Here is a 23,652-nt window from a genome sequence, read left to right on the forward strand (position 1 = left end):
TAAACAATGTGATTCTTACAGTAACTGATACCAATGGGCAATCCGCTACAGGGAATGCCACGGTAACGGTTGAGGATGTAACGGCTCCGAATGTAATTACTCAAAACATAACAGTTCAGTTAGATACAACGGGCATTGTAACGATAGCAGAAGATGCAGTCAACAATGGTTCAACAGATGCTTGTGGCGGTTTAACGTACGATACAGATATTACTTCATTTGATTGTTCAAATGTAGGCGTAAACAATGTGATTCTTACAGTAACTGATACCAATGGGCAATCCGCTACAGGGAATGCCACGGTAACGGTTGAGGATACAACACCTCCAATAACACCAACTTTAGCTACAATTAACGAACAATGTAGTGCTACAGTTCCTATACCTACAACAACAGATAATTGTGGAAAAACTATTACTGGAACAACAAATGACCCATTAACTTATACAACCCAAGGAGCTCATAATATAGATTGGACTTTTGATGATGGTAATGGTAATAGTATTACAGTTACACAAACTGTTGTTATAAATGATACTGAAGATCCAATAGCTTCTTGTAAGGATATTACAGTACAATTAAGTGATACTGATGGTACAGTTTCAATAACTGCGGCTCAATTAGATAATGGATCTTCAGATAATTGTAATTTTACAATTACGCTTAGTAAAACAGATTTTGACTGTACCGATATTGGGGATAATTTTGTGGTTTTTACTGTAACTGATAACAAGGGTAATAAAGATACCTGTACCTCGAAAGTTACAGTTACAAGTCCAAATATTGACGGAGGGACTTTAACAGGTTATCTTGATAATACTGAAACAAGTGCAGATGCGGATGATATTATAGAAGTGACTGCTTGTCCTGAAGGGGAGTTAAAAAATGCCTATTTAAATTTAACAGGAGAACAAGGAACAATTTCACATTGGGAATCTTCTACAGATGGTGGTTTAAATTGGGCGGTAATAAACAATACCAGTGATAATTATTACTTAACAGATATAACAGAAACAACTTTAGTTAGAGCAGTTGTTGAAATAGGCTCTTGTAAAGCAGCATCTACTATTGTTTTAATATCAGTAATACCTCCAGATATTAAACCTACCATTGTTGGCCCTTCACAATATGATACATGTATAGGAACGGCTGTAACTATACAGGCACAAAGTGAGTTTGGTGTAACTCCAGATTTTAATGAAGGAGGACTTTTTAACCAAGCTAATCTTAATACTTTAGGCTGGACTGTTGATGGTGCCGCTGATATGTCTGCTGCAGGTAGTACTACAAATGATACCTATTGGAAAGAAACTACAGGACCTAAAAAATTTAACGGACGTTGTTATGGTTCACCTGATGGAACTAAATTTGCAATTGCAAGTGGAATTCCACCTTATGAAACAGATCATACCATTACTCCAATAAGTACATTAGAAACATCAGTATTTAATACATTAGGTTTAACAACGGCAAGCTTAGAATTTGATCAAGCTTATTTTTTAGAAAGTGGAGCTTGGGTAAAAATTGAATTATCTTTAGACAATGGGGCAACTTATCCTATAACTCTTGACCCAGGGGCTTCCTATGATTATACAGGACCAAGCGATACTGGATTTTCAGATCAAGGGTTTACAGGACAATGTAAAAATTCTTTAGGAACTTTAGTAGATAACCATGTGTCAATTGATTTATCTGATTATATAGGTCTAATAGGATTGCGGATTAAATTCACCTATTCTGGAACCGCTAATAGTGCTTGGGCTTTAGAAAATATTTCAATACCACAAGCACCAGTTGATGAAGTAATTGAATGGACAGATGAAAATGGGGTTGTTGTTTCAACAGGAAGTACGGTGAATATAACTCCAGTAACTCCAGGTATTCAAACTTATGGGGTAACTTCATTAATAAATGGTTGTAGAGCTAATGGAGATGAAGGGACGGAGTATATTACTATGAATGTTAGTTCAGCATATGCGGGAGAAGACATTATACCAATTGCAGGTGAGTGTGGTCTTTCAATTGTTACTTTAGCAGCATATGACAATTCTTTATCAGCACTTCAAAATTATGCCAATGGAGTTTGGGATAGCGCCTACACTTTGCCAGATTTAAGTGCTGGGGATACAGATTATCCAGGAACAGGTGAAAGTGGATATTGGAGTTTGGTTTCTGCCAATGGAGTTTGTGCTAGTGCAAGTCCAGTATTTTCGGATATTAATAGTCCTAATTCTACATTTGCTGCTGAGCCTGGAGTTTATACTTTATCATGGAATGTAGCAGGTTGTTCAACTACAGTTGAAGTTACTATTGATAGTTGTGATAGCGTAGATTTTGATGGAAATAATGATTATATAACTTTTAAAGATAATTTTAATTTTAATGCTAATTTTAGTGTTGAGCTTTGGGTGAAGCCAGAATCAGTAAGTGGAAATCAAACATTATTTTCTAAAAGAGATGTTAATGACACTTCGAATGGGTACGATTTAACATTAAATAATGCAACTTTAGAATTTAATTGGAATAATTCTGGATCAATAAATTCTTCTACATATAATCTTGATACAAGCAGATGGTATCATATAGGTATTGTTTATGATTCTGGAACTTATATAATGTATGTAGATGGCATAGAGATTGAATCTACTTCAGGATCTTTACCAATTTCAAATAACGTGGAATGTTTATTAGGAGCTATAAAAGATGCATCTGTGTCAACTAATAATTTTAGCGGTTGGATAGATGAAGTAAGAATTTGGAATACTGCTATAACTCAAGAACAGCTTCAACAAATGATGAATCAAGAAATTAAAGATAATTCTTTGGTAGCAGGAGAAGTAATTCCTTTAGATGTCAATGGTTTAAACTGGTCAAATTTAGAAGGATATTATCGAATGAATATTAATTGTGGTTCTATTTTACCGTATGCAGGTTTAGTAAGTGGTAAACTGAGAAACATGTATTCATCACAAACAGAAAATGCACCAATTCCTTACGTATCTGCTAACAATGGAAAATGGAATACAAATACCACTTGGGCTGAGCCTATAGATTGGGATGTGCCAAATAGTCAAGGGATTGATGGTAGCTCAATAGATTGGAATATAGTGAAAACCAACCATACAATAAATGCTTCTAGAGATCTAAAGTTATTAGGCTTATTAGTTGAAAGCGAAGAATTACAAATGGATGGAACAACTACCTTGGGTTCTAGTTCAACAAGTTCAGGAACGGGGTATGGATTGTATATTTCCCATTATTTAAAGTTAGATGGAATTATTGATTTGGAAGGAGAATCTCAATTAATACAAAAAAGATATACACCTACTCAATTTAGTGAAAGTATTTTAGACGCAGCTAGTTCAGGTTATATAGAAAGAGATCAACAGGGAGATGGAAATAAATTCAGATATAATGATTGGTCATCTCCAGTACAGCAAATATTTAATGGAAGTACTTATTCAATTCCAGGAAACAACACTTATAATATTTGGGGGGTTTTACGAGATGGAACAACACCTTCAAACCCAAAGAAAATTACATTTATTGGAGGTTTGGATGGACAAAATACCGATCCAATAAAAATTTCAAATTTTTGGTTATATGTTTATACCAATTTTACACATGACGATTATTACAGTTGGTTACGAGCAGGAAGCAATTCAATTTTAAAAGTTGGAGAAGGTTTCTTAATGAAAGGAACAGGTGTGGGGTCAATAGATCAAAACTATGTATTTGTTGGTAGGCCAAATAATGGAGATATTGAATTAACAGTTAGTGGAGATAATGATTATTTAATTGGGAATCCATATCCTTCAGCCATAGACGCAAATCAATTTATATTAGATAATAAAACTTCTATAACAGGAACTCTGTATTTTTGGGATCATTATGGGGGCGATTCACATTATTTATTAGACTATCAAGCAGGTTTTGCAACGTATAATTTATCAGGAGGAATAGGAATTGGTACTGCAGCAGAAGTCCATCCAATCAATGACCCTACAGCACCAGACGGAACAAAAGTTCCTGAGCGGTATATAGCAGTTGGTCAAGGATTTTTTATTCAAGGAGCTGGAGGTGCAAGCCAAACCATTGAATTTAATAATAATCAAAGAATATTTCAAACCGAAGGAAGTGGAAATTCAATTTTTATGAGGCCTTCAAAAACTGCAACCTCAAAAGATGTTTCAAATGGAGATACAAGAACAAAATTTAGAATTGGGTTTAGTACTTCAGAAATTCACAAACAGTTGTTATTAACGATTGATGAGAATGCGTCTGATGAGGTAGACTATGGGTATGATGCGAAAATATATGAAATTACTCCAGAAGATATGTATTGGTTAATAGATGATGAAAAGTTTGTGATTCAAGGAACAAATACTATATCTAATGATAAAGAGTTTCCAATTGGTTTAGAATTGAGTAAAAAATCAAAAATATCAATACATATAGATAGATTAGAAAATAACGAACAATTTGATAAATTATATATAAAAGATGCTTCAACAGGTGAGACCTTTGAAATAACAAATCAACCATTTGAAATTGAATTGGAATCAGGTATTTATTCAGATAGATTTAAGTTAGTGTTCCAACCAAGGTTAAAAAGATTGGATGAAATTTCTTTAGAAAAAGGGATATATGTGTACATGAATAATGCTATTTCAGAATTAGAATTTAATAAAATAGTAGATACAGATATCAAAGGAATTACCCTATTCAACTATTTAGGACAACATATAAAAAATTGGAATTCTGGATTTTCCAATAGAAGGTTTTCGTTGCCATTAAATGAAGCTGCAGGTGTTTATATTGTTAAAATAGCCACTACTAATGGAGCAATAACTAAAAAAATTGTTGTAGAGTAAAGGATATTATAAAAAATTAAGGTATATAGGTTAATAACCATTCTTTTAAAAATGGATTTGAACTTTCTTTTAGAAGTTCAAATCCATTTTTTTTATAAAAAGAAGCTAATGAAAATTCTTCAATTGTAAGCCAATACTTTTGTTTTGGATGCTTGGTTTTTAAACTTAACAACCATTTTGATGCCAATTGTTGATTTCGTTTAGAAGGAATTACCCATACATAACCAATATAAAAATAACTGAGTTTGTATAAATAATCGTTTGAAATTTCAAATTCGTTTTTATGAGGATGGTTTTTTGAAAAAACAATGCCCCCAGCTATAATAGTATTGTTTTCTTTTAAAACATAAATTGTAGCAGAATTTTTAAAAATTGACCAATAAGGAACAATTAAATTTTGCCACTCTTTGGGTAAAATGTTAAAAAATGGTATTGGATTATTTATTTTATAAAATTTTGGAATCATTTTAATTAATTTAAACTAAAATTAAAGCAAGCCCCAAGACCAAAGTTTATCAGAATCTTCAAACCATCTATCTCCAATGTCAGTTCTGTAATAACTGTTGTTTACAATAATATTATTGATCCTGTTATACATCATTTTTTGAGCGTCTTTCATAGTTGTTCCAGTACCAGAAATTAATAAAGCAATGCCAGTATTACCTGTAATTAACCATTCATCATTAATATTTTTTAAATGCATTGGATGCACACCTTCTTTTAATTCTTTTTTAAAAATAACTACAGAATCTTTTGAAAATAAATTGAATGTTTTTTTGTCTTCAAAAGGAAAAGGAGGAACTACAATAAAAGCACCAATTTGAAATCCTTTTTTTACGTTGATAGTAAATTTTTCTCCATTCGCAATTTTATAAAGCAAATTACCAATAGGCTCATTTATACCAGCTCGTTGAATAAATATTTGAGGAAACCCAAACCTAGAAGTAAACTCTAAAGGGTAAATGCCATTGCCATTAACAATACAATTAAGGTCAATATGCCCAATAAAATGATTTTTCTCTAAAGTTTTTTCAAATTTCTTTAAGGTTGCTTCAAAAATTGGAGAGCTTTTTACCCAAAACATGCTAGTACCCATTTCTCCAGTAGAGACTCCCAATTCTTTAGGAAACAATTTTTTATGTTCAAAAGTAATGTTTAATGGTAACAAAAATTCTTTTCCATTAAAAAATGCTGAAACAGAAACCTCCACTCCTTTTACTTTGCGTTGGAGTTGAAATTTCCCAAAGTTATTTCCCCAAGATTTTTCATATGCTTGTAAAACCCTAATTACATCTAGCCCAGATTCATCGTTGCCAACAAATAATAGTTGTTTTAATTCTTGAATTTCACCGCAAGGTTTAATAACATACATATCTGGGTTTTGTTTGATGTACTTAATGGCATCTTCAAAATTTTGAAACTCTTTTGAAGGAAGTACTTTTACCTTATGTTTTTTAAGTTCATTTTGTCCAAAGTTTCTATCGAGTTCTAAAGAGTCTGTATATTGAGAACCTCCAAAAACAATTTTTTTTGCAGCTCTCAATTCTTCACAAATTTCACCATATCCAGTATAATCAAATACTACAATATCAGCCCATTGAAGATGTTTTTTCCAATCTTGAACTTTTTGAACAAAACCATGCCCAATTTCTTTTGAGGGTTTGTCTTCAATAAATAATTTTACAGAATTACCTTCTTGCTGTGTAGTATAAGCAATATCTAAAGATTCACCCCAACGAGATATAAATAAAAAATTTCTTTTAGAGTTTCCTATTTTTAATTGATGTGTAGTTTTTTTCACCTACTTATTTTTTAACTTCATTTGATTATTTTTTAAGAATATAAAAAATGGGAGGTTTAACTCCCATTAAATTATTCTTCCATTTCTAAATTAACAATAACATAGGCCTCATATTCTTCATCATATTCATCGGTCTTTGTTACAATTTTATAGGTTATTTTAAAATTTTTACCAATATATTTTTCTTCTGTTAGATTGTATTTTTTACTAGTTTCTTCGTTAATTTCTTCAAAACTATAAGTATTGTCATCTGTATCTGAAAAGTAATAATAGCCCTCTTCAAATCCGTCAAAAGCAGCTTTTACAGTTAAATTGTCTTGTGTATTTTTTACTGTAATTAATGAAATAAATGCAACTATTGTTAAGAGTGTTTTCATTGTTTTTAATTTTAAATTAGGGTAATAAAATAAGTTGTAAATTAATTTTGAATTATAAGATTTAATAATTCTTGAGCTTACTTTACACATCATTAGGATATGCTTTCAACTCTAGTTCTAGGATGAGAGATAAAAAATTTATTTAGCTAGAAAAGTTATAAAGTTAAACTTAGAAAAAGTTAATACATTAGCAAAGCTCAAATGAGTTGAAGTGTATTTTTGGATAGAAGTTAACTGTATGATTTGGCATTTTACACCGAAAATAATTTTTGAAAATAACTTCTGAATTTTCAAAAAACCAAATCTGAAAATTGTTTTCACGTTTTAAATCAACATGCTAAAATAGCAATTGAACAACACAAAGATAATTTAAAAACAAATAGGTTTTAAAAATATTTTTACAATATTTTAAAGAAATTTAACAAGTGTTAGTTATTGATATATAATAGGTTATAGCTGCTGAATTTCTTTAGCTATTTTTTGAACTTCGTCAAGAACGCGTAATAAATTTTCTCCCCAAAGTTTAGCTATTTCTTCTTCAGTATAACCTCTTTTTACCAATTCAATTGTTACATTTAGAGTCTCAGAAGCATCATTCCATCCTTCAACACCACCTCCACCATCAAAATCGGAACTAATACCAACATGATTTATTCCAATTTTATTCACTAAATAATCTATGTGATTTACAAAATCTGAAACATCCACAGGTTTAGCAATGTTATAAACTTCTTTCATTCTTGGTTTTGCAAGTTTTCTAATTTCAGTATACTTATTGAAATATATTTCACGGGCTTCTTTTTCCATTTTTCTAACATCACTCCAAGGTATAATTTTAAAGTTATGATCGCTCGCAATTTCATTTAAAATAGATTTAGTAGCATCGTTAAATTTTTTGTTTTTTTCTGAATTAACATAGGTGCCAAATGCTACCGTTTGAACAACGCCCCCATTTTGTTTTAGCCATTGTAATTGTTCATCATCTAAATTTCTACTGTGATTACACAAGGCTCTTGCTGATGAATGAGAAGCAATAATAGGAGCTTTGGATAATCTTATCATATCTCGCATTGCTTCTTTTGAAGGGTGAGAAACATCAATCATCATTCCCCATTTATTCATTTCAGTAATTACTTTTTCACCTAATTTACTAACACCATTATGTAACCAAACATTATCTTCTTCTCCAGTATTTGAATCGCATAACTGACTATGTCCATTATGACTTAACGACATATAGCGAGCACCTAAATCATAAAATTCTTTAACTCTGCTAATATCTGTTCCAATGGGGTAACCATTTTCTATACCAATCATAGCAACTTTTTTGCCTTTTTTATGAATTTCTTTCACATCTTTTGAAGTTGTAGCCAATTCAATTTCATTTGGCGCCAGTTCATTTGTTAATTTATGGATGGCATTAAATTTAGAAATGGCATTTTTGTATGCATTGTCATAACCTTCTTTATTTAATTCACCTTGACCCGTATAAACAATAAACCATGAAACATCAAGCCCTCCTTTTTTCATTTTTGGTAAGTTTACCTGATTGTCTAGTTCTTGAGTATAATTAAGACTATCTGTAAAATTTTTGATATTGATATCGTTATGAGTATCAATAGTTAAAACTTTTTCATGAATTTTAGTTGCTATAGTAAGCAAGTTAGGAGTTTCTTCAGTAGGTTTCACAATTTCTTTTTTTTCATTTTTACAAGAAACATTTAATAATATTAAAGAAAATAATAGCAAATATTTATTCATTTTTTTATTTTTAAGAGTTTAAAAATAAGTATTTTAAAATAATTTATGGAAATTTATTTCTAATTGTAATATTTTAGGGGTTTACATTTAATTTTTCTTAAAAAAAGAGTTGTTGATTTTTATAAAATTAAATGTAACTTGTAAACTTAATAACTAATGCAAATTTTTAAAATGCCATACTTAAAAACTTTAATTAAAACTAACTTTAAAATTTTAATAACACTGTTGTTTTTAACTTTTTTTATACAGAGTTGTAAGGTGTATAAAAACCCTACAACATTAAATCAGGCGGCTTTAAGTGAAGAGGAAGGTTATGTTAAAGTAACCATGTTAAATGGAGATGAATATATTTACGAAAGTATTATTATTCAAAATAATCAATACTATGGAATTAGCACAGTAGATGGAAAGAAAGTTGAAACAGCGCTTTTGAATGAACAAGTGCAAGATGTACAAAGAGTAAATAAAAAGTCTTCAAACTTTTTTGGTTTTTTTGGAATTTTAGTGGGAGTTGGCTCTATTATTTTAGGAGTTACAATGCTTTAGTTTTCTTTAAAATTATTTAACCCCAAATTAAACTTTGAATAGTAATAAAAAAATAGAGCAACTGAAATCAGTAGATTTATCATTAAATGAAATTAATTTAATTGCTGTTTCTTGTGATGAGAATGGTAATATTACCTACGTTTCTCCTGCTACCGAAAGCATCATTGGATTTAAGCCTGAAAGTTTATTGGGTGATAAATGGTGGGATTTAACCTATTTTTCAAAAGAAGAAGGACAAATTTTTAAGCAAAAATTATGTAAAACTATTGCAAAAAAGGAGACTTCAAATCCCAAACCATATGATAGAAAATTAAAATGCAAAGATGGAAGTTTAAAATGGATTGAATTTAGAGACTCTTTTACAGTAGATAATAGGTTTGTTTCTGTAGGAGTTGATATTACTGAATGGAAAAAAAATGAAGAAATTAAGGTGCAATCAGATACTATAATTAATAGTATTGATAGCATCGTTTTAGTTTCCGATATTGATGGAAATGTGATTTTCGCATCTCCTTCAGTAACAAAAATGATTGGCTATGCTGTTGATGAAATAATGGGTGATAAATGGTGGAAGGTAACCTATGACAATGAACACAATGCAAACTATATTAAAAACTCTATTTATAAAGAAGTATTTCTTGATCTGAAAAAAGATGCTAACTTTTCTAGACAAAAAATTAAAACAAGAGAAGGAACTTATAAATGGATAGAATGGCAAATTTCAAAAGGGGTAAATAATACCTATATATCAATAGGAACAGATGTTACAAGTAGAAATTTGACTGAAATTGAACTGAAAAAAGCCAAAGAATTTGCCGAAGAGTCTTTAAAAGCTAAAAATGAATTTTTAGCCAATATGAGTCATGAAATAAGAACTCCTTTAAACGCAGTTATTGGTTTTACCGACTTGTTATTAGAAACAAATTTAAGTGCTGAACAAATTGAGTATTTAAAAACAATGCAAAATTCGGGTAATATTTTACTTTCATTAATCAATAATGTTTTAGACCTTTCTAAATTAGAATCAAATAAATTAACAATTGAAGAAATTCCTTTCAATTTGCACAACAAAGTAAAAGAAGTTGTGAAATTAATGAAAATAAAAGCCGATGAAAAAGGAATAAATTTAAATTTAATAGTTGAAAACGGAACACCTACTCAAGTTAAATCAGACCCTACTAAAATTGGGCAAATTTTACTTAACTTAATTGGTAATGCTGTAAAATTTACCAACGAAGGATCCGTAATTCTAACGGTTAAACCATTACAAGAAGAAGGTAAGATTAGAAATGTTTATTTTGAAATTAAGGATACAGGAATAGGTATCGTTTCCAATAAAATAAACACTGTTTTTGGAGCTTTTACACAAGCAAAGAGTGATACTTCAAGAATATATGGAGGGACTGGGCTTGGGTTAGCCATTGTAAAAAAATTAGTAAGCCTTTTAAAAGGAACTATTAAAGTTGAAAGTGTTTTTGGAAAAGGAAGTGTATTTAAATTAACCTTGCCATTAAAGCAAATTTCAAAACAAGTAAGTGATGATAAATTAAATTTAAATCATTCGCAAGAACAACAGTTAGATTTAAAGGTATTATTAGTTGAAGATAATAAAACCAATCAGTTGTTAGCTAAAATTAGATTAGAAAAATGGGGATGTAAAGTTGCCATTGCTAACAATGGGATAGAAGGAGTTAAGCTAACACAAAAAGAGGATTTTGACATTATTTTAATGGATATTCAAATGCCTGTAATGGATGGTTTTGAAGCTACAAAAATTATTAAGAATGATATTTCAGAAAAAGCTTCCAAAATACCAATTATAGCGATGACAGCTTACACCTCCAATGCTGAAATTAATAGAGCTATGAATTATGGGATGGAAGATTATATTTTTAAACCATTTAAGCCAACCGAACTATTTGATATCCTTAAAAAATATGGGAATATAGTAAAAGCTAATCATGATAAAGAAAAGGAAAAAGAAGAAGTTCAAGTAACTCCAAAAAACAATAACTATAAAAAATATACAGATTTAAAATTTTTGAAAGAAGAGTCATTAAATGAAGATTCTATCTTAATTTTATTAATTGAAATTTTTATAAAAGATTTTGAAGAATATTTAAAAACATTTGAAATAGAGTTTAAAAATAAAAATTGGGAAAAATTACATGCTGCCACACACAAAATTAAACCTAATATTAGTATGTTTGGAATAGTAAAATTAGATCCAATAATTTTTTCTTTAGACACAAAGTTTAAAAATGAAACAAATTTAGAAGATGTAGAAATACTCTTTGAAAAGTGCAAAGAAATTTTTAAAATTGTTAAAGTTGAGCTTTTAAACGAACTAAAATCATTAAACCATGAATAATCTTAAAAAAGTTGTTTTAGCAGAAGATAATTCTACCCTTTCTTTATTATTAAAATTTAGGTTAGAAAAAGAAGGCTATGAACTTTTAATAGCTGAAGATGGTAAAGAAGCTATAGAGCTTATTGAAACGCATGAACCACAGCTTATATTAACAGATATTATGATGCCGTTTATAAGTGGCCTTGAAGTAATTAGTCATGTAAGAAATAAGCTGAAAGTTCAAACACCAATTATTGTTTTTTCAGCTGCAGGTCAAGAAGAAATGGTTTTAAAAGCATTTAATTTGGGGGCTAATGATTTTATGGGAAAGCCTTTTAGCCCAAATGAATTGGTGATAAGAGTTAAGCGACTTTTAGCATAATTTATTTTAATTTTAAGATTATAATGATCGATTTTCAACATCTTTTAACGTATTTAGAACAACTGCCATTGTTGGTAAAAGTCGTTTGGATTTTGATAGGGTTTTTAATTATTTTCATTATTCTTCTAATTTTTTACCTTAAATATTTAAGAGGGTATTTAAGAAAAAAAGAAACCATATCAAAAAAGCTCTTCACTGAATATGAAGCCAATCTCATTAATTTTTTATATTCTCAAACGGAAGAAGAAATTAATGAGGAACAACAAATAATAGTTGATAAAATGAAAACTTGTATTACAAACAAGTTTAAAAGAAAAATATTTATTTCGGTAATGTCTAAATTAAAAAATGACATTTCTGGGGAAATGGCTGATTCAATTAATAATTTATACATTAAAACAAATCTTATCAATCATTCCATTACAAAACTTAAAAGCAATAAATGGTATGTAATTACTGCTGGAATTAAAGAATTAAACCTTTTTGAAATAACCAATGTATTTGAACAGGTAAAAAAACATGAAAATCATCCAAAACAAGAAGTTAGAAATGAGGTTCAACTATATTTTGTTAGTTTATTTCACTTCAAAGGGTTAGATTTTTTAAATACGTTAAAATCTCCCATTTCTGAATGGAATCAAATACAACTATTAGAAATACTTCAAAAATTTGATGATCAAGAAATTTCTGACATCACTCCTTGGTTAAAATCAAGTAATGAGTCCGTGGTTTTGTTTAGCTTAAAATTAGCCAAAATTTACAATCAATTTCAAATAATTGATACCCTTTTAGAATTATTAAATCATCAAAGTAAAATAATAAGGTTAAAAACTATTGAGGTTCTTAATTATTTTCAAGTAAATGAAGCTAAGAAAATACTAAAAAATAATTTCAAAAATAGCAGTGAAGATGAGCAAATAGCCTTTTTTCAAATGCTAGAAAATACAGTTGAGATAACAGATGAAGAATTTATAGTGCATAACACAAAGCACGTTAATTTTCAAGTGAGAGTTTTAGCGTTAAAAATTTTAAAACGTTTAAATAATAAAAAATTACTAGATTTAAAAAATAAAGCAACCAATGATGAGGATAAGTTAATATTTAACTATTTGGAAAACAATTAATTATGGATAGTAATACGGTAAGAATCATTCTCTTAATAATACATTATTTATTTTTTATTTATGCCTTCTCTGTTGTAGTATCTTATATTTTATTGGCAATAATTTCAGCTATTGAATCATTTCATTATATGAAAAAAAATAGCTTTGTTAATTATAATGAAATTTTATCTTCAAATATTTCACCTTCTATTTCAATTATAGCTCCTGCCTATAATGAAAGCTTAAATATTGTTGAAAATGTTCGATCATTGCTCTCAAATCACTATGTAAATTACGATGTAATTGTGGTTAATGATGGAAGTAAAGATGATAGTTTAGAAAAACTTATTGAAGCCTACGATTTGGTAAAAATTGACTATTTAATCAATCCTCAAATTAAAACTCAACCGCTTAGAAATGGAATTTTTAAATCTACCAATCCAGCATTTGAAAAATTAATAGTTATTGATAAAGAAAATGGAGGAAAAGCAGACGCTTTAAATTTTGGGTTAAATATTTCGAACAATCAGTATGTTGTTTGCATAGATGTAGATTGTTTACTGTTAGAAGATTCGCTTCAAAAAATGATTAAACCATTTTTAGAAGTTACAGATTCTAAAGTAATAGCTTCAGGTGGAGTTATTAGAATTGCAAATTCTTGTACCATAAAAGAAGGAAAATTGTTAGACGTTAATTTGCCTAAAAAATTTATTGAAATTTCACAAATTTTAGAATACTTAAGATCGTTTTTGTTAGGTAGAATGGCTTGGAGTAGATTAAATGGTTTATTAGTAATTTCAGGTGCATTTGGTATGTTTGAAAAAAAATCTGCCATTGCTGTTGGAGGATATGATACTAGTACTGTAGGAGAAGATATGGAAATTATTGTTCGAATGAGAAGACATATGGAAGAACAAAAAGTGAACTATAAAGTTGCTTATATCCCTGACCCTTTATGTTGGACGGAAGCCCCAGATAATTATAAAATCTTAATTTCTCAAAGAAATAGATGGACAAGAGGAACTATTGAAGTACTAAAAAAACACAGAAAAATTGGTTTTAATCCAAAATATAACCTCTTGGGAATGCTTAGTTATCCTTACTGGTTTTTTTATGAGCGTTTAGCACCAATTATTGAGGTGGTAGGAATTATTTATTTTATCATATTAATAACGCTTAAAAATGTACGTTGGGATTATGCTTTTGCATTTTTTATTTTAGCATATTTATTTTCAGTTTTTTTTACTATCGTTGCTATCCTTTCAGAAGAATTAACCTATCATCAATATAAAAAGAAAAAAACGGGTTTTAAATTAATAGTGGCTACATTTTTAGAGCCATTCATTTTACATCCTGCAATTTTATACGCTGCCATTAAAGGCAATATAGATTACTATTTCAATAAAAAATTAAAATGGGGAGAAATGAAAAGAAAAGGATTATCAAATTAAATTATACAATTACAAATGAGATTTGAAATTTTAACAAAAGGTGTAAATAAAAATATTTATTTAATTCTTTCATTAATTGTAACCTTTTGGATGTTAAGTTTATATGAGGTTTATATGACAATTTCAAATGGAATCGAAATTTCAAATATTGGAACGCATATAGCCTTTAAATTTATAAATGATTTTTGGACAGGATTGATAATTGGATTGATACTATTACCTTTTCAGCTATTAATTAGTTTTTTATTTAAACGTACAGGAATACTATTTTTTAAAATAATATTTATAATTGTTGTAATTTCTCAGTATGCTCTTGTTAAATATAGTTTAACCACTTTATTAAATTTAGGAGGAGATTTACTAGGTTATTCATTCAATGATATTAAACTTACTGTTGCTACTTCAAAAGAAGTATCAATATTATCAAGTATCCAAATTTTTATATTTCCAGTATTATTTATTGTTAGTTATTATTTATTAAAGAAAAGTATAAATAAAAGTCAATCTGTAATTTTATTATTAGTATTTGCAATTTTTTTAGGAAGTTTTAAACTAGTAATTCCTAAACTATCAGAAGATGCTTATAAAAATAAAATTAGCTTTTTGGCAACGGATATTATTAGAGTACAAAGAGAAAAAAGTAGAATAAATTCGTATAATTTAAGTAGTAGGAATGACTATCCTTTTCTTAAGCCTAACAACCAAACAACAGATGTTTTATCTCCCTTTTTTAACTCAGGTGTTGATAAACCAAATATTGCTTTTTTAATAGTTGAAGGTTTAGGAAGTGAATTTATGGATGATAATAAATATAGTGGGTTTACACCATTTATTGACTCTCTAATAACAAAATCTCTTTACTGGGAGAATTTTTTAAGTACCACTGGAAGAACTTTTGGAGTTTTGCCATCACTTATGGGATCGCTTCCCTTTGGTGAAAATGGTTTTTTAGAACTTAAAAACACACCTTCTCATATTTCGCTAATTAGTGTTTTAAAAGCCAATGGTTATACTACTTCATTTTACTCAGGAGATAATTCTAGTTTTGATAGAAAAATTAATTTTTTAGAATACAATGGAATAGATAATGTAATTGATAAAAGTAAATTTGGAAATGAATATATAAGTACCAAAGAAAATGAAGGAGGATTTTCTTGGGGGTTCCCAGATAAAGAAATGTTTAAAAAAACCTTGAAAACTTTCGATAATTTAAAACTACCAAGGTTAGATATACTTATGACATTAACAAACCATGAACCTTTTGAATTTCCTTCTAAAGAAAAATATTTAACTAAGATAGATAGTATTTTAAACTCAAGTAATCATGTGAAAATTGAGGATGAAGAGGTAAATACATATAAAGAAATTTTTGCAGCATTATTATATACAGATGATGCTATAAAGAATTTTATAACAGCTTATAAAGAAAGACCTGAGTTTAATAATACCATTTTTATAATTACGGGAGATCATAGATTAATACCAATAACCCAAAAAGATAAATTATGTAGATTTCATGTTCCGTTATTAATTTACAGCCCAATGCTTAAAAAAGCTGAAAGGTTTAAATCAATATCGTCACATTTTAATGTAGCGCCTAGTTTGCTCGCTTATTTAATGAATAACTATAAATTTACCAGAATGGATGAAATATCTTGGATGGGTAAAAATTTAGATACAGCCAAACAATTTAGAAATATTCACCAAATACCTTTAATGAGGTATAAAGGAAATATTAATGATTTTGTATATAAAGAATATATATTATCAGATGAAAAACTATATGAAATCAATGAAAATATGGGGTTAAATAATATTATTGATGACCAACTGTTAAAAACAGTATCAGATTCATTATCAGAATTTAAAAAATTAAATGCCTATGTAACTTCTCAAAACAAAATTTTCCCAGATTCACTAAATATTTATATAGTGCCAAAATTAGAATTTACAAGCGAACAAACTGCTGAAATTGAAAAACTGACAAAAGATTTAAATTTTGATGAAATTTTTAATTTAGCTAGAAATTTAGCATTTGATAAAAAATATATAAAAGCGCGTTTATTGTGTGATTATATTTTAAATGAATTACCAAACCATGCAGATGCTAGAACATTAAAAGGTAGAACACTTGCCTGGGAAGGAAACTATGAAGAGGCCGAAAAAGAATTATTAAATGTAATAAAAAGAGCTCCTTATTATTACGATTGTTACCTAGCCTTGTTAGATCTTTATTGGTGGTCTGAGAAAGATGAAAAATCAATAGAAATCGCAAAAATAGCATACAATAATGAGTTAGATAATAGTGAAATTAGTTTTAAATTGGCAAAAGCCTATCAAAGGCTAAATAATACTGATAAGGCAATTAAAATAATGGATAGTTTAGTTAATTTATATCCAGAAAATATTACGTATCAATCTTATAAACAATCATTAAATTAAAATGAAAAAGTTCAAGATATTATTAGTTTTTGTGTTGTTATTAAGTATTAATTTATCAATATTTTCTCAACAAAAAGAGTTTAAAGGAAACCCAGATACGGCATTTGAGGTTGCAAGAGAACTAGCATTTAATGGAAAGCGTAAACAAGCTCAAGATTCGTTATTATTAATTTTAACCAAGTACCCTAACTACCATGACATCCGTTCATTTTTAGCAAGCACCTATTCTTGGGATGGAAATTACAAACAAGCAAAACAAGAATTTAAATATATTTTAGATAGAGATCCTAAAATTAAAACTACTTGGGTTGCTGCAATTAATAATGAGTTATGGTCAGATGCACCTTACAACGCTTTAAAAATGGCAAATGAAGCTTTAAAACACTTCACAAAGGATGAAGAAATTTTATTATTGAAAGCCAAAGCAGAACAAAATTCAGAAAACCCAGAAAATGCCTTAAAAACAGTAGAATCTATTTTAAAAAATAATCCAGAAAGCGAAAAAGGGAAAGCTTATAAAGCTAATTTAAATCAAGTACTACGATTTAATGCAATAGGAATAAGTTCATCGGTAGATTTATACTCTGAAGTTTTTGACCCAATGCAATATCATACATTCAAATATAAAAGACTTACAAAGTATGGAAGTATTATTGCTAAAATTAATTTTAATAGAAGATTTAATGATAATGGAGCGCAATTTGAAGTAGATTTATACCCAAGAATAGCCAAAGGATTGTATGCCTATTTAAATATTGGATTTTCAAACTCATATCTTTATCCTGATGTTCGATTTGGAGCAGAGTTGCACAAATCATTACCGCATAGTTTTGAAATGTCATTAGGAATTAGAACGTTAAAATATTCTTCAACAACAAATATATATACAGGTTCTATAGGTTGGTATACAGGAAATAGTTATTGGTCTTTCAGGCCATACATAACTCCAGGCGACTCTGGGTCAAGCGTTTCAGGTACTTTAAATTATCGTAAATATAGAAGTGATGCTGATAACTATTTTAGCATAGCAGCAGGAATCGGATTTTCACCAGAATTTAATCGTTTTAAATTTGATGGAGAAGAAGAAGAAATTATTAAGTTACAATCTCAAAAAATTAATTTAGGGTATTATTTTACTTCTAAAAATAAACAACATGCATGGGGAACCAAATTTGGAGTTGCTCATCAAGAAATTAGTTTTAATCCAGGCAGCTATTTTTGGATATATTCATTAGCACTTTCTTGGGAGTTAAAATTTAAATAACACAAATAAATGAGCAAAGAAATTGAACGGAAATTCTTGATTGTCAATACAAGTTTTAAAAAAGAAGCAATTAAAAGTTATAAAATTGCCCAAGGTTTTTTATCAACGGTACCTGAAAGAACGGTTAGAATTAGAATACAAGATAATCAAGGTTTTATCACTATAAAAGGTATTGGTAATAAAACTGGAACCACTCGTTTTGAATGGGAAAAAGAAATTGATATCAATGAAGCCAATAGCTTATTAGCAATCTGTGAACCTTCAATCATTGAAAAAATAAGGTATATAATACCAACTAATAATCAACTTTTTTTTGAAGTTGATGAATTTTTGGGCTTAAATAATGGACTTATAATTGCCGAAATTGAATTACCATCTGAAGATGCCGACTTTAATAAACCTTATTGGTTAGGCAAAGAAGTTACAGGAAAAGCATCGTACTACAATTCAATGTTGACAAAAAAACCGTTTACTAAGTGGTAAATAATATTTATATTGCAAATCTTATAAAAAAGCACCATAAAAATAGACTATGATTGAACTTGCAGGAATTATAATTTTAGGAATTATTGCACAATGGTTTGCTTGGAAATTTAAAATCCCTGCTATTTTACCACTTATTTTAATAGGTTTAATAGTAGGACCGCTTTCAACATTAGTTTCTTATGATGGTACTAAATGGTTAGAGCCTGTATGGAATGGAACGGAAGGACTATTCCCCGATGAAAAATTATTTAGTTTTGTTTCACTAGCCATAAGTATTATCCTTTTTGAAGGAGGTTTAACCTTAAAAAAAGAGGAGATTTTAAATGTTGGCCCCGCAATTGTTAAGTTAATTTCTATAGGCGCATTAATTACATTTTTAGGTGCTGGAATTGCCGCTCATTATGTTTTTGATTTAAGTTGGTCAATTTCTTTTTTGTTTTCGGCTTTAATTATTGTTACAGGACCAACTGTAATTGCCCCAATTTTAAGAAATATACCTCTTAAAAAAGATATTTCAGCTGTTTTAAAATGGGAAGGTATTTTGATTGATCCAATAGGTGCTTTGGTAGCGGTATTAGTATTTGAATTTATAAGTGTTGAAGCCGGTTATGAATACACCAAAGAAGCTTTAATTGAATTTGGAAAAATTGTAATCATAGGGCTTTCCATAGGTTTTACATCTGCTTATGCTTTGTTTTATGCAATTAAATTTAATATAATTCCTAGGTATTTATTAAATGTAATTACACTGGCAGGAGTATTAACAGTATTTGTTTTATCAGATTTATTTGCACACGAATCAGGCCTTTTAGCAGTAGTTGTAATGGGAATGGTACTTGGAAATATGAAAGTAAAAGAGTTAAAAGAAATTTTATATTTTAAAGAGTCCCTAAGCATTTTATTAATATCTATTCTATTTATTTTATTGGCAGCAAATATCAACTTAGATGATATGTTACTATTGTACAAATGGGAAACTTTAGTACTTTTTGCAATTGTAATTTTTGTGCTAAGACCATTATCAGTATTTTTAAGTACTTCAGGTTCTGGATTAAAATTGAATGAAAAATTATTTATTAGTTGGGTAGGGCCTAGGGGTATTGTAGCCGCTGGAATAGCTTCATTGTTTGGTTTAAAACTAGCTATGCAAGGTGAATCAGATGCAGAATATATTACGCCATTGGTGTTTATGATTGTTTTAGGAACCGTTTTGTTAAATGCTACAACAGCTCGTTTATTTGCTAAATTAGCAGGAGTGTTTTTAAAATCTTCTGAAGGTATTATTATTGTTGGCTCTTCAAATTTTGCAAGATTAATAGCTACTTATTTAAAGAAAAATAATAGAAGAGTTGTACTAATTGATAGTAATATTGAAAATATAAACAAAGCTAAATCTTTAGGATTAGAGGCTATTGAAGGAAATGTTTACTCTGATGAGTTATTAGAAGATATTGAACTAAACGATATTGGATTTTTACTAGCCCTAACCGGAAGCCCTGCAGTTAATAATTATGTAATAGAAAAATTCTCACCAATTTTTGGTGAGAATGGTGCTTTTAGATTAATCTCTACAGATGAAATGAAACAAGGAGAAGATGTTAAAAGCAATCAATTATTCACCCATAATGACGATTATATTAACTTAAGTGAAGTGGTGCGTGACTTTCCATTAGTAAATGAAGTAACTATAAATTCTCCTGAACATTATAAAAGTTTATTAAAAGAAATTAACGAAGAAACACACTCTATACCTATGTTTATTAAGGATAAGAAAGGTGAAATTCATATTATTTCTTCTTTAGATATGTCTTTTGTTATAGAAAAAGGAGATATTTTAATGTATTTAGGAAAAACAATTATATAAGAAGTTTTTCATTAATATTTTTATGGATTTATTTAATAACAATCCTAATCAAAACCTACTCCCTTTTGATGGAGAAGTTTTTTTGAGCCAGAATGTATTAAACATTGCCGAAATTGATTTTTTTTACCACACTTTATTGAATGCTAATTTTTGGAAACAGGATGAACTAATAATTTTCGGTAAACGAATAACTACTTCTAGAAAAGTTGCTTGGTTTGGTGACTTTAATTACAAATATTCGTATTCTAAAATTATAAAAAAGGCAAGGCTTTGGACTCCTGAATTACAATCCCTAAAAAAACTTATTGAACTAAAAACCGAAGAGAGTTTTAATTCATGTTTATTAAACTTGTATCATAATGGAAGTGAAGGAATGTCTTGGCATTCAGATAATGAAAAAGAACTAGGAGAAAATCCTATAATAGCTTCATTAAGTCTAGGTGCAGCAAGAAAATTTTCTTTAAAACATAAATTCAAAAACTATAAAGTAGATATTATTTTAGAATCTGGAGACTTATTGTTAATGAAAGGTGAAACTCAAACAAAATGGTTACATTGTTTACCTAAAACAAAAAAAGTAACTACTCCAAGAATCAATTTAACTTTTCGAAACATCATTTAAAATAACAGAGGTTTTGTTAACCAATAAGTAATAGTTTTTAAACTTTTTAATAACATACAAGTTGTTAATTGCGGTATAAAATTATAAGGGTACAAATAAAATTATTTGTGAATAATAAAAAAAACAAAAGAAAAATAGATATTGTAGTTATTTCTGATGTGCATTTAGGAACTTATGGTTGCCATGCAAAAGAATTATTACAATATTTAAAAAGTATCGATCCTACAATTGTAATTCTTAATGGTGATATTATTGATATTTGGCAGTTTAGTAAACGGTATTGGCCAAATTCTCATATGAAAGTTATAAAATATATTTTTGAATGGATTTCTGAAGGAAAAGAAACCTATTATATAACAGGTAATCATGATGAAATGCTTAGAAAATTTGTAGATTTTGAATTAGGTACTTTCACAATAAAAAATAAATTAGTCCTTAATATTAATGGAAAAAAAGCTTGGTTTTTTCATGGAGATGTATTTGATGTTACTATGCAACATTCTAAATGGTTAGCAAAATTAGGGGCAATTGGGTACGATACACTCATTTTATTAAATAAAGGTGCAAATTATTGTAGTAATTTATTGGGAAAAGGTAAAATATCACTTTCAAAAAGAATAAAAAACAGTGTGAAGTCTGCTGTTAAATTTGTCAATAATTTTGAAGAAACAGCAACAAATATTGCTATTGATAATTATTACAATTATGTAATTTGTGGTCACATTCATCAACCAGTTATTAAAAATTTCAAAAATAATAAAGGAAGTGTTCAATATTTAAATTCTGGAGATTGGGTTGAAAATTTAACAGCTTTAGAATTTGTGGAAAATAAGTGGAGTATTTATAAATATGACGACTCTCATTTTAATAATGTTGAATATACTTCAATTTCTGATGAAGTAGATGTTATAGATAAATCTACTAAAGAACTTTTTGGGGAGCTTGTTGCAGATTTTTATATTCATAAGTAATAATTAGCATCTATTTATGAAAATATTATACGCAATACAAGGAACTGGAAATGGACATTTGAGCCGAGCAAAAGAAATTATTCCTGCATTATTAAAAAGAGCTCAAGTCGATATCTTAGTTAGTGGAACACAGGCTGAAGTTACGTTACCATATAAAATAAAATACAAATTAAAAGGTCTTAGTTTTTATTTTGGAAAAAATGGAGGGGTTGATATTGCACAAACTTTAAATAAAAATAGCATTTTAAATGTATTTTCTGAAATTAAAAATTGCCCAGTAAAACAATACGATTTAGTCATCAATGATTTTGAACCTATTACTGCTTGGGCTTGTAAATTTAAAGGAGTAAAATGCATTTCTTTAAGCCATCAAGGAGCTTTATTTACTAAAGGTGTACCTAAGCCTTCACATAAAGATTTTATAGGGAGTTTTATCATAAAAAATTATGCAAAATGCAATCAAAATTTCGGATTTCATTTTAAAAAATACAATAATAAGGTTTATACACCTATAATTAGATCTGATATAAGATTATTGAAAAAAGTTGAAAAAGATCATTATACAGTTTATTTACCTTCTTATTCCGATGAAAAAATCATTCAGGTATTATCAAAAATTAAAGGAATAAAATGGAAAGTGTTTTCAAAAAATGCTAAAAAATATTATCAGAAAAAAAATGTATATATAAAGCCTGTGAACAGTAAAAAGTTTGAAAAAAGCTTGGCCTCCTGTAAAGGTATTTTATGTGGTGCTGGTTTTGAGACACCTGCTGAAGCTATTTACTTGAAAAAGAAATTGATGGTAATTCCAATGAAAAATCAATACGAGCAGCATTTTAATGCTACAGCTTTACAAGAATTAGGGGTGCCAGTTATAAAATCATTAAAAAAGAAACACCTTCCAACAATAGAACAATGGATAGAAAGAGGAACTACTATTAATCTAGATTTTCCTAATGAAACCCAACAACTAGTTGATCATATTTTACATGAATTTATTATTACTGAAGCATTGCAGTTGACCTAGTTATTTTGAATTTTTCCAATATTGAGGATTTGTCTCTTCAGTTTTTTGATTCCAATAATCTGGAGTTACTTTATGACCATCAAATGTTTTTAGTTTTCGTTCATATACCCATATTGTTGGATTGAACACCATGTCTGTAACTGCTATAGTGTATAATTGGGGATCTTCTTCTGATTTTCTTTTTTCTTCATCAACCACTACTTCAAAACCATTATGTTCTAATAGTTTTTTTAGAAAATCCATGCGAGTTTCGTCAATTTTTTTTTCAACAAAAGTTACTCTTGTATCTCCAATATTTCCAAAAGAATGTTTACCTTCTAAACCCATAATT

Annotated in this window: 18 protein-coding genes; 13 read left to right on the forward strand and 5 right to left on the reverse strand. The window is 28.6% G+C overall.

Annotated elements, in window-relative coordinates:
* Positions 1 to 4,874 (forward strand): LamG-like jellyroll fold domain-containing protein (locus Q0714_RS09850; RefSeq protein ID WP_298264583.1); only part of this gene is annotated, 4,874 nt, incomplete at its 5' end.
* Positions 4,875 to 4,890: 16 nt separating this feature from the next.
* Here the strand turns inward: Q0714_RS09850 and Q0714_RS09855 are convergent.
* The 4 genes from Q0714_RS09855 to Q0714_RS09870 form a co-directional block, all read right to left on the reverse strand.
* A complete protein-coding gene (locus Q0714_RS09855) occupies positions 4,891 to 5,340 on the reverse strand; it encodes a GNAT family N-acetyltransferase (RefSeq protein WP_298264584.1) in 450 nt (149 codons plus the stop codon).
* 21 nt (positions 5,341 to 5,361) lie between these two features.
* Positions 5,362 to 6,675 (reverse strand): phosphoribosylamine--glycine ligase, encoded by a 1,314-nt coding sequence (locus Q0714_RS09860; protein ID WP_298264585.1) that lies wholly within the window; start codon positions 6,673 to 6,675, stop codon positions 5,362 to 5,364.
* Between the two features lie 71 nt (positions 6,676 to 6,746).
* Entirely contained in the window at positions 6,747 to 7,052 is a 306-nt protein-coding gene (locus Q0714_RS09865) for a hypothetical protein (RefSeq protein WP_298264586.1), read from the reverse strand.
* Between the two features lie 450 nt (positions 7,053 to 7,502).
* Positions 7,503 to 8,813, reverse strand: a complete 1,311-nt coding sequence (locus Q0714_RS09870; protein ID WP_298264587.1) for a dipeptidase — start codon at positions 8,811 to 8,813, stop codon at positions 7,503 to 7,505.
* Positions 8,814 to 8,969: 156 nt separating this feature from the next.
* Here Q0714_RS09870 and Q0714_RS09875 point away from each other — a divergent pair, with 156 nt between their 5' ends.
* The 12 genes from Q0714_RS09875 (at position 8,970) to Q0714_RS09930 (ending at position 23,321) form a co-directional block, all read left to right on the forward strand.
* Positions 8,970 to 9,359, forward strand: a complete 390-nt coding sequence (locus Q0714_RS09875) for a hypothetical protein (protein WP_298264588.1) — start codon at positions 8,970 to 8,972, stop codon at positions 9,357 to 9,359.
* A 34-nt stretch (positions 9,360 to 9,393) separates the two neighbouring features.
* Positions 9,394 to 11,730: a PAS domain-containing hybrid sensor histidine kinase/response regulator gene (locus tag Q0714_RS09880; RefSeq protein ID WP_298264589.1), complete on the forward strand. Its 2,337-nt coding sequence runs from the start codon at positions 9,394 to 9,396 to the stop codon at positions 11,728 to 11,730.
* A complete protein-coding gene (locus Q0714_RS09885) occupies positions 11,723 to 12,091 on the forward strand; it encodes a response regulator transcription factor (protein ID WP_298264590.1) in 369 nt (122 codons plus the stop codon). Before Q0714_RS09880 ends, Q0714_RS09885 begins: the two co-directional genes overlap by 8 nt.
* A gap of 23 nt (positions 12,092 to 12,114) precedes the next feature.
* On the forward strand, positions 12,115 to 13,215 hold the full coding sequence (locus tag Q0714_RS09890) for a hypothetical protein (RefSeq protein ID WP_298264591.1): 1,101 nt from the start codon (positions 12,115 to 12,117) through the stop codon (positions 13,213 to 13,215).
* A 2-nt stretch (positions 13,216 to 13,217) separates the two neighbouring features.
* Complete coding sequence (locus Q0714_RS09895) at positions 13,218 to 14,645, forward strand: glycosyltransferase family 2 protein (RefSeq protein ID WP_298264592.1); 1,428 nt, start codon at positions 13,218 to 13,220, stop codon at positions 14,643 to 14,645.
* A 15-nt stretch (positions 14,646 to 14,660) separates the two neighbouring features.
* Entirely contained in the window at positions 14,661 to 17,087 is a 2,427-nt protein-coding gene (locus Q0714_RS09900; protein ID WP_298264593.1) for a sulfatase-like hydrolase/transferase, read from the forward strand.
* Between the two features lies 1 nt (position 17,088).
* On the forward strand, positions 17,089 to 18,351 hold the full coding sequence (locus Q0714_RS09905; RefSeq protein WP_298264594.1) for a YaiO family outer membrane beta-barrel protein: 1,263 nt from the start codon (positions 17,089 to 17,091) through the stop codon (positions 18,349 to 18,351).
* Positions 18,352 to 18,360: 9 nt separating this feature from the next.
* Complete coding sequence (locus Q0714_RS09910) at positions 18,361 to 18,834, forward strand: CYTH domain-containing protein (RefSeq protein ID WP_298264595.1); 474 nt, start codon at positions 18,361 to 18,363, stop codon at positions 18,832 to 18,834.
* A 49-nt stretch (positions 18,835 to 18,883) separates the two neighbouring features.
* Positions 18,884 to 20,701, forward strand: a complete 1,818-nt coding sequence (locus tag Q0714_RS09915; protein WP_298264597.1) for a sodium:proton antiporter — start codon at positions 18,884 to 18,886, stop codon at positions 20,699 to 20,701.
* Positions 20,702 to 20,723: 22 nt separating this feature from the next.
* Positions 20,724 to 21,323, forward strand: a complete 600-nt coding sequence (locus Q0714_RS09920; protein ID WP_298264599.1) for an alpha-ketoglutarate-dependent dioxygenase AlkB — start codon at positions 20,724 to 20,726, stop codon at positions 21,321 to 21,323.
* A gap of 107 nt (positions 21,324 to 21,430) precedes the next feature.
* A complete protein-coding gene (locus tag Q0714_RS09925; protein ID WP_298264601.1) occupies positions 21,431 to 22,294 on the forward strand; it encodes a UDP-2,3-diacylglucosamine diphosphatase in 864 nt (287 codons plus the stop codon).
* Between the two features lie 16 nt (positions 22,295 to 22,310).
* Positions 22,311 to 23,321, forward strand: coding sequence for a glycosyltransferase family protein (locus tag Q0714_RS09930; protein WP_298264602.1), 1,011 nt, complete (start codon positions 22,311 to 22,313; stop codon positions 23,319 to 23,321).
* On the opposite strand, the gene Q0714_RS09935 is transcribed toward Q0714_RS09930, so the two are convergent.
* Positions 23,322 to 23,648: a hypothetical protein gene (locus tag Q0714_RS09935; RefSeq protein ID WP_298264603.1), complete on the reverse strand. Its 327-nt coding sequence runs from the start codon at positions 23,646 to 23,648 to the stop codon at positions 23,322 to 23,324.
* Positions 23,649 to 23,652 lie beyond the last annotated feature (4 nt).

Origin of the sequence: uncultured Lutibacter sp. (assembly GCF_947493565.1) — a bacterium.
In the GTDB taxonomy this organism is placed as follows: Bacteria; Bacteroidota; Bacteroidia; order Flavobacteriales; family Flavobacteriaceae; genus Lutibacter; species Lutibacter aestuarii.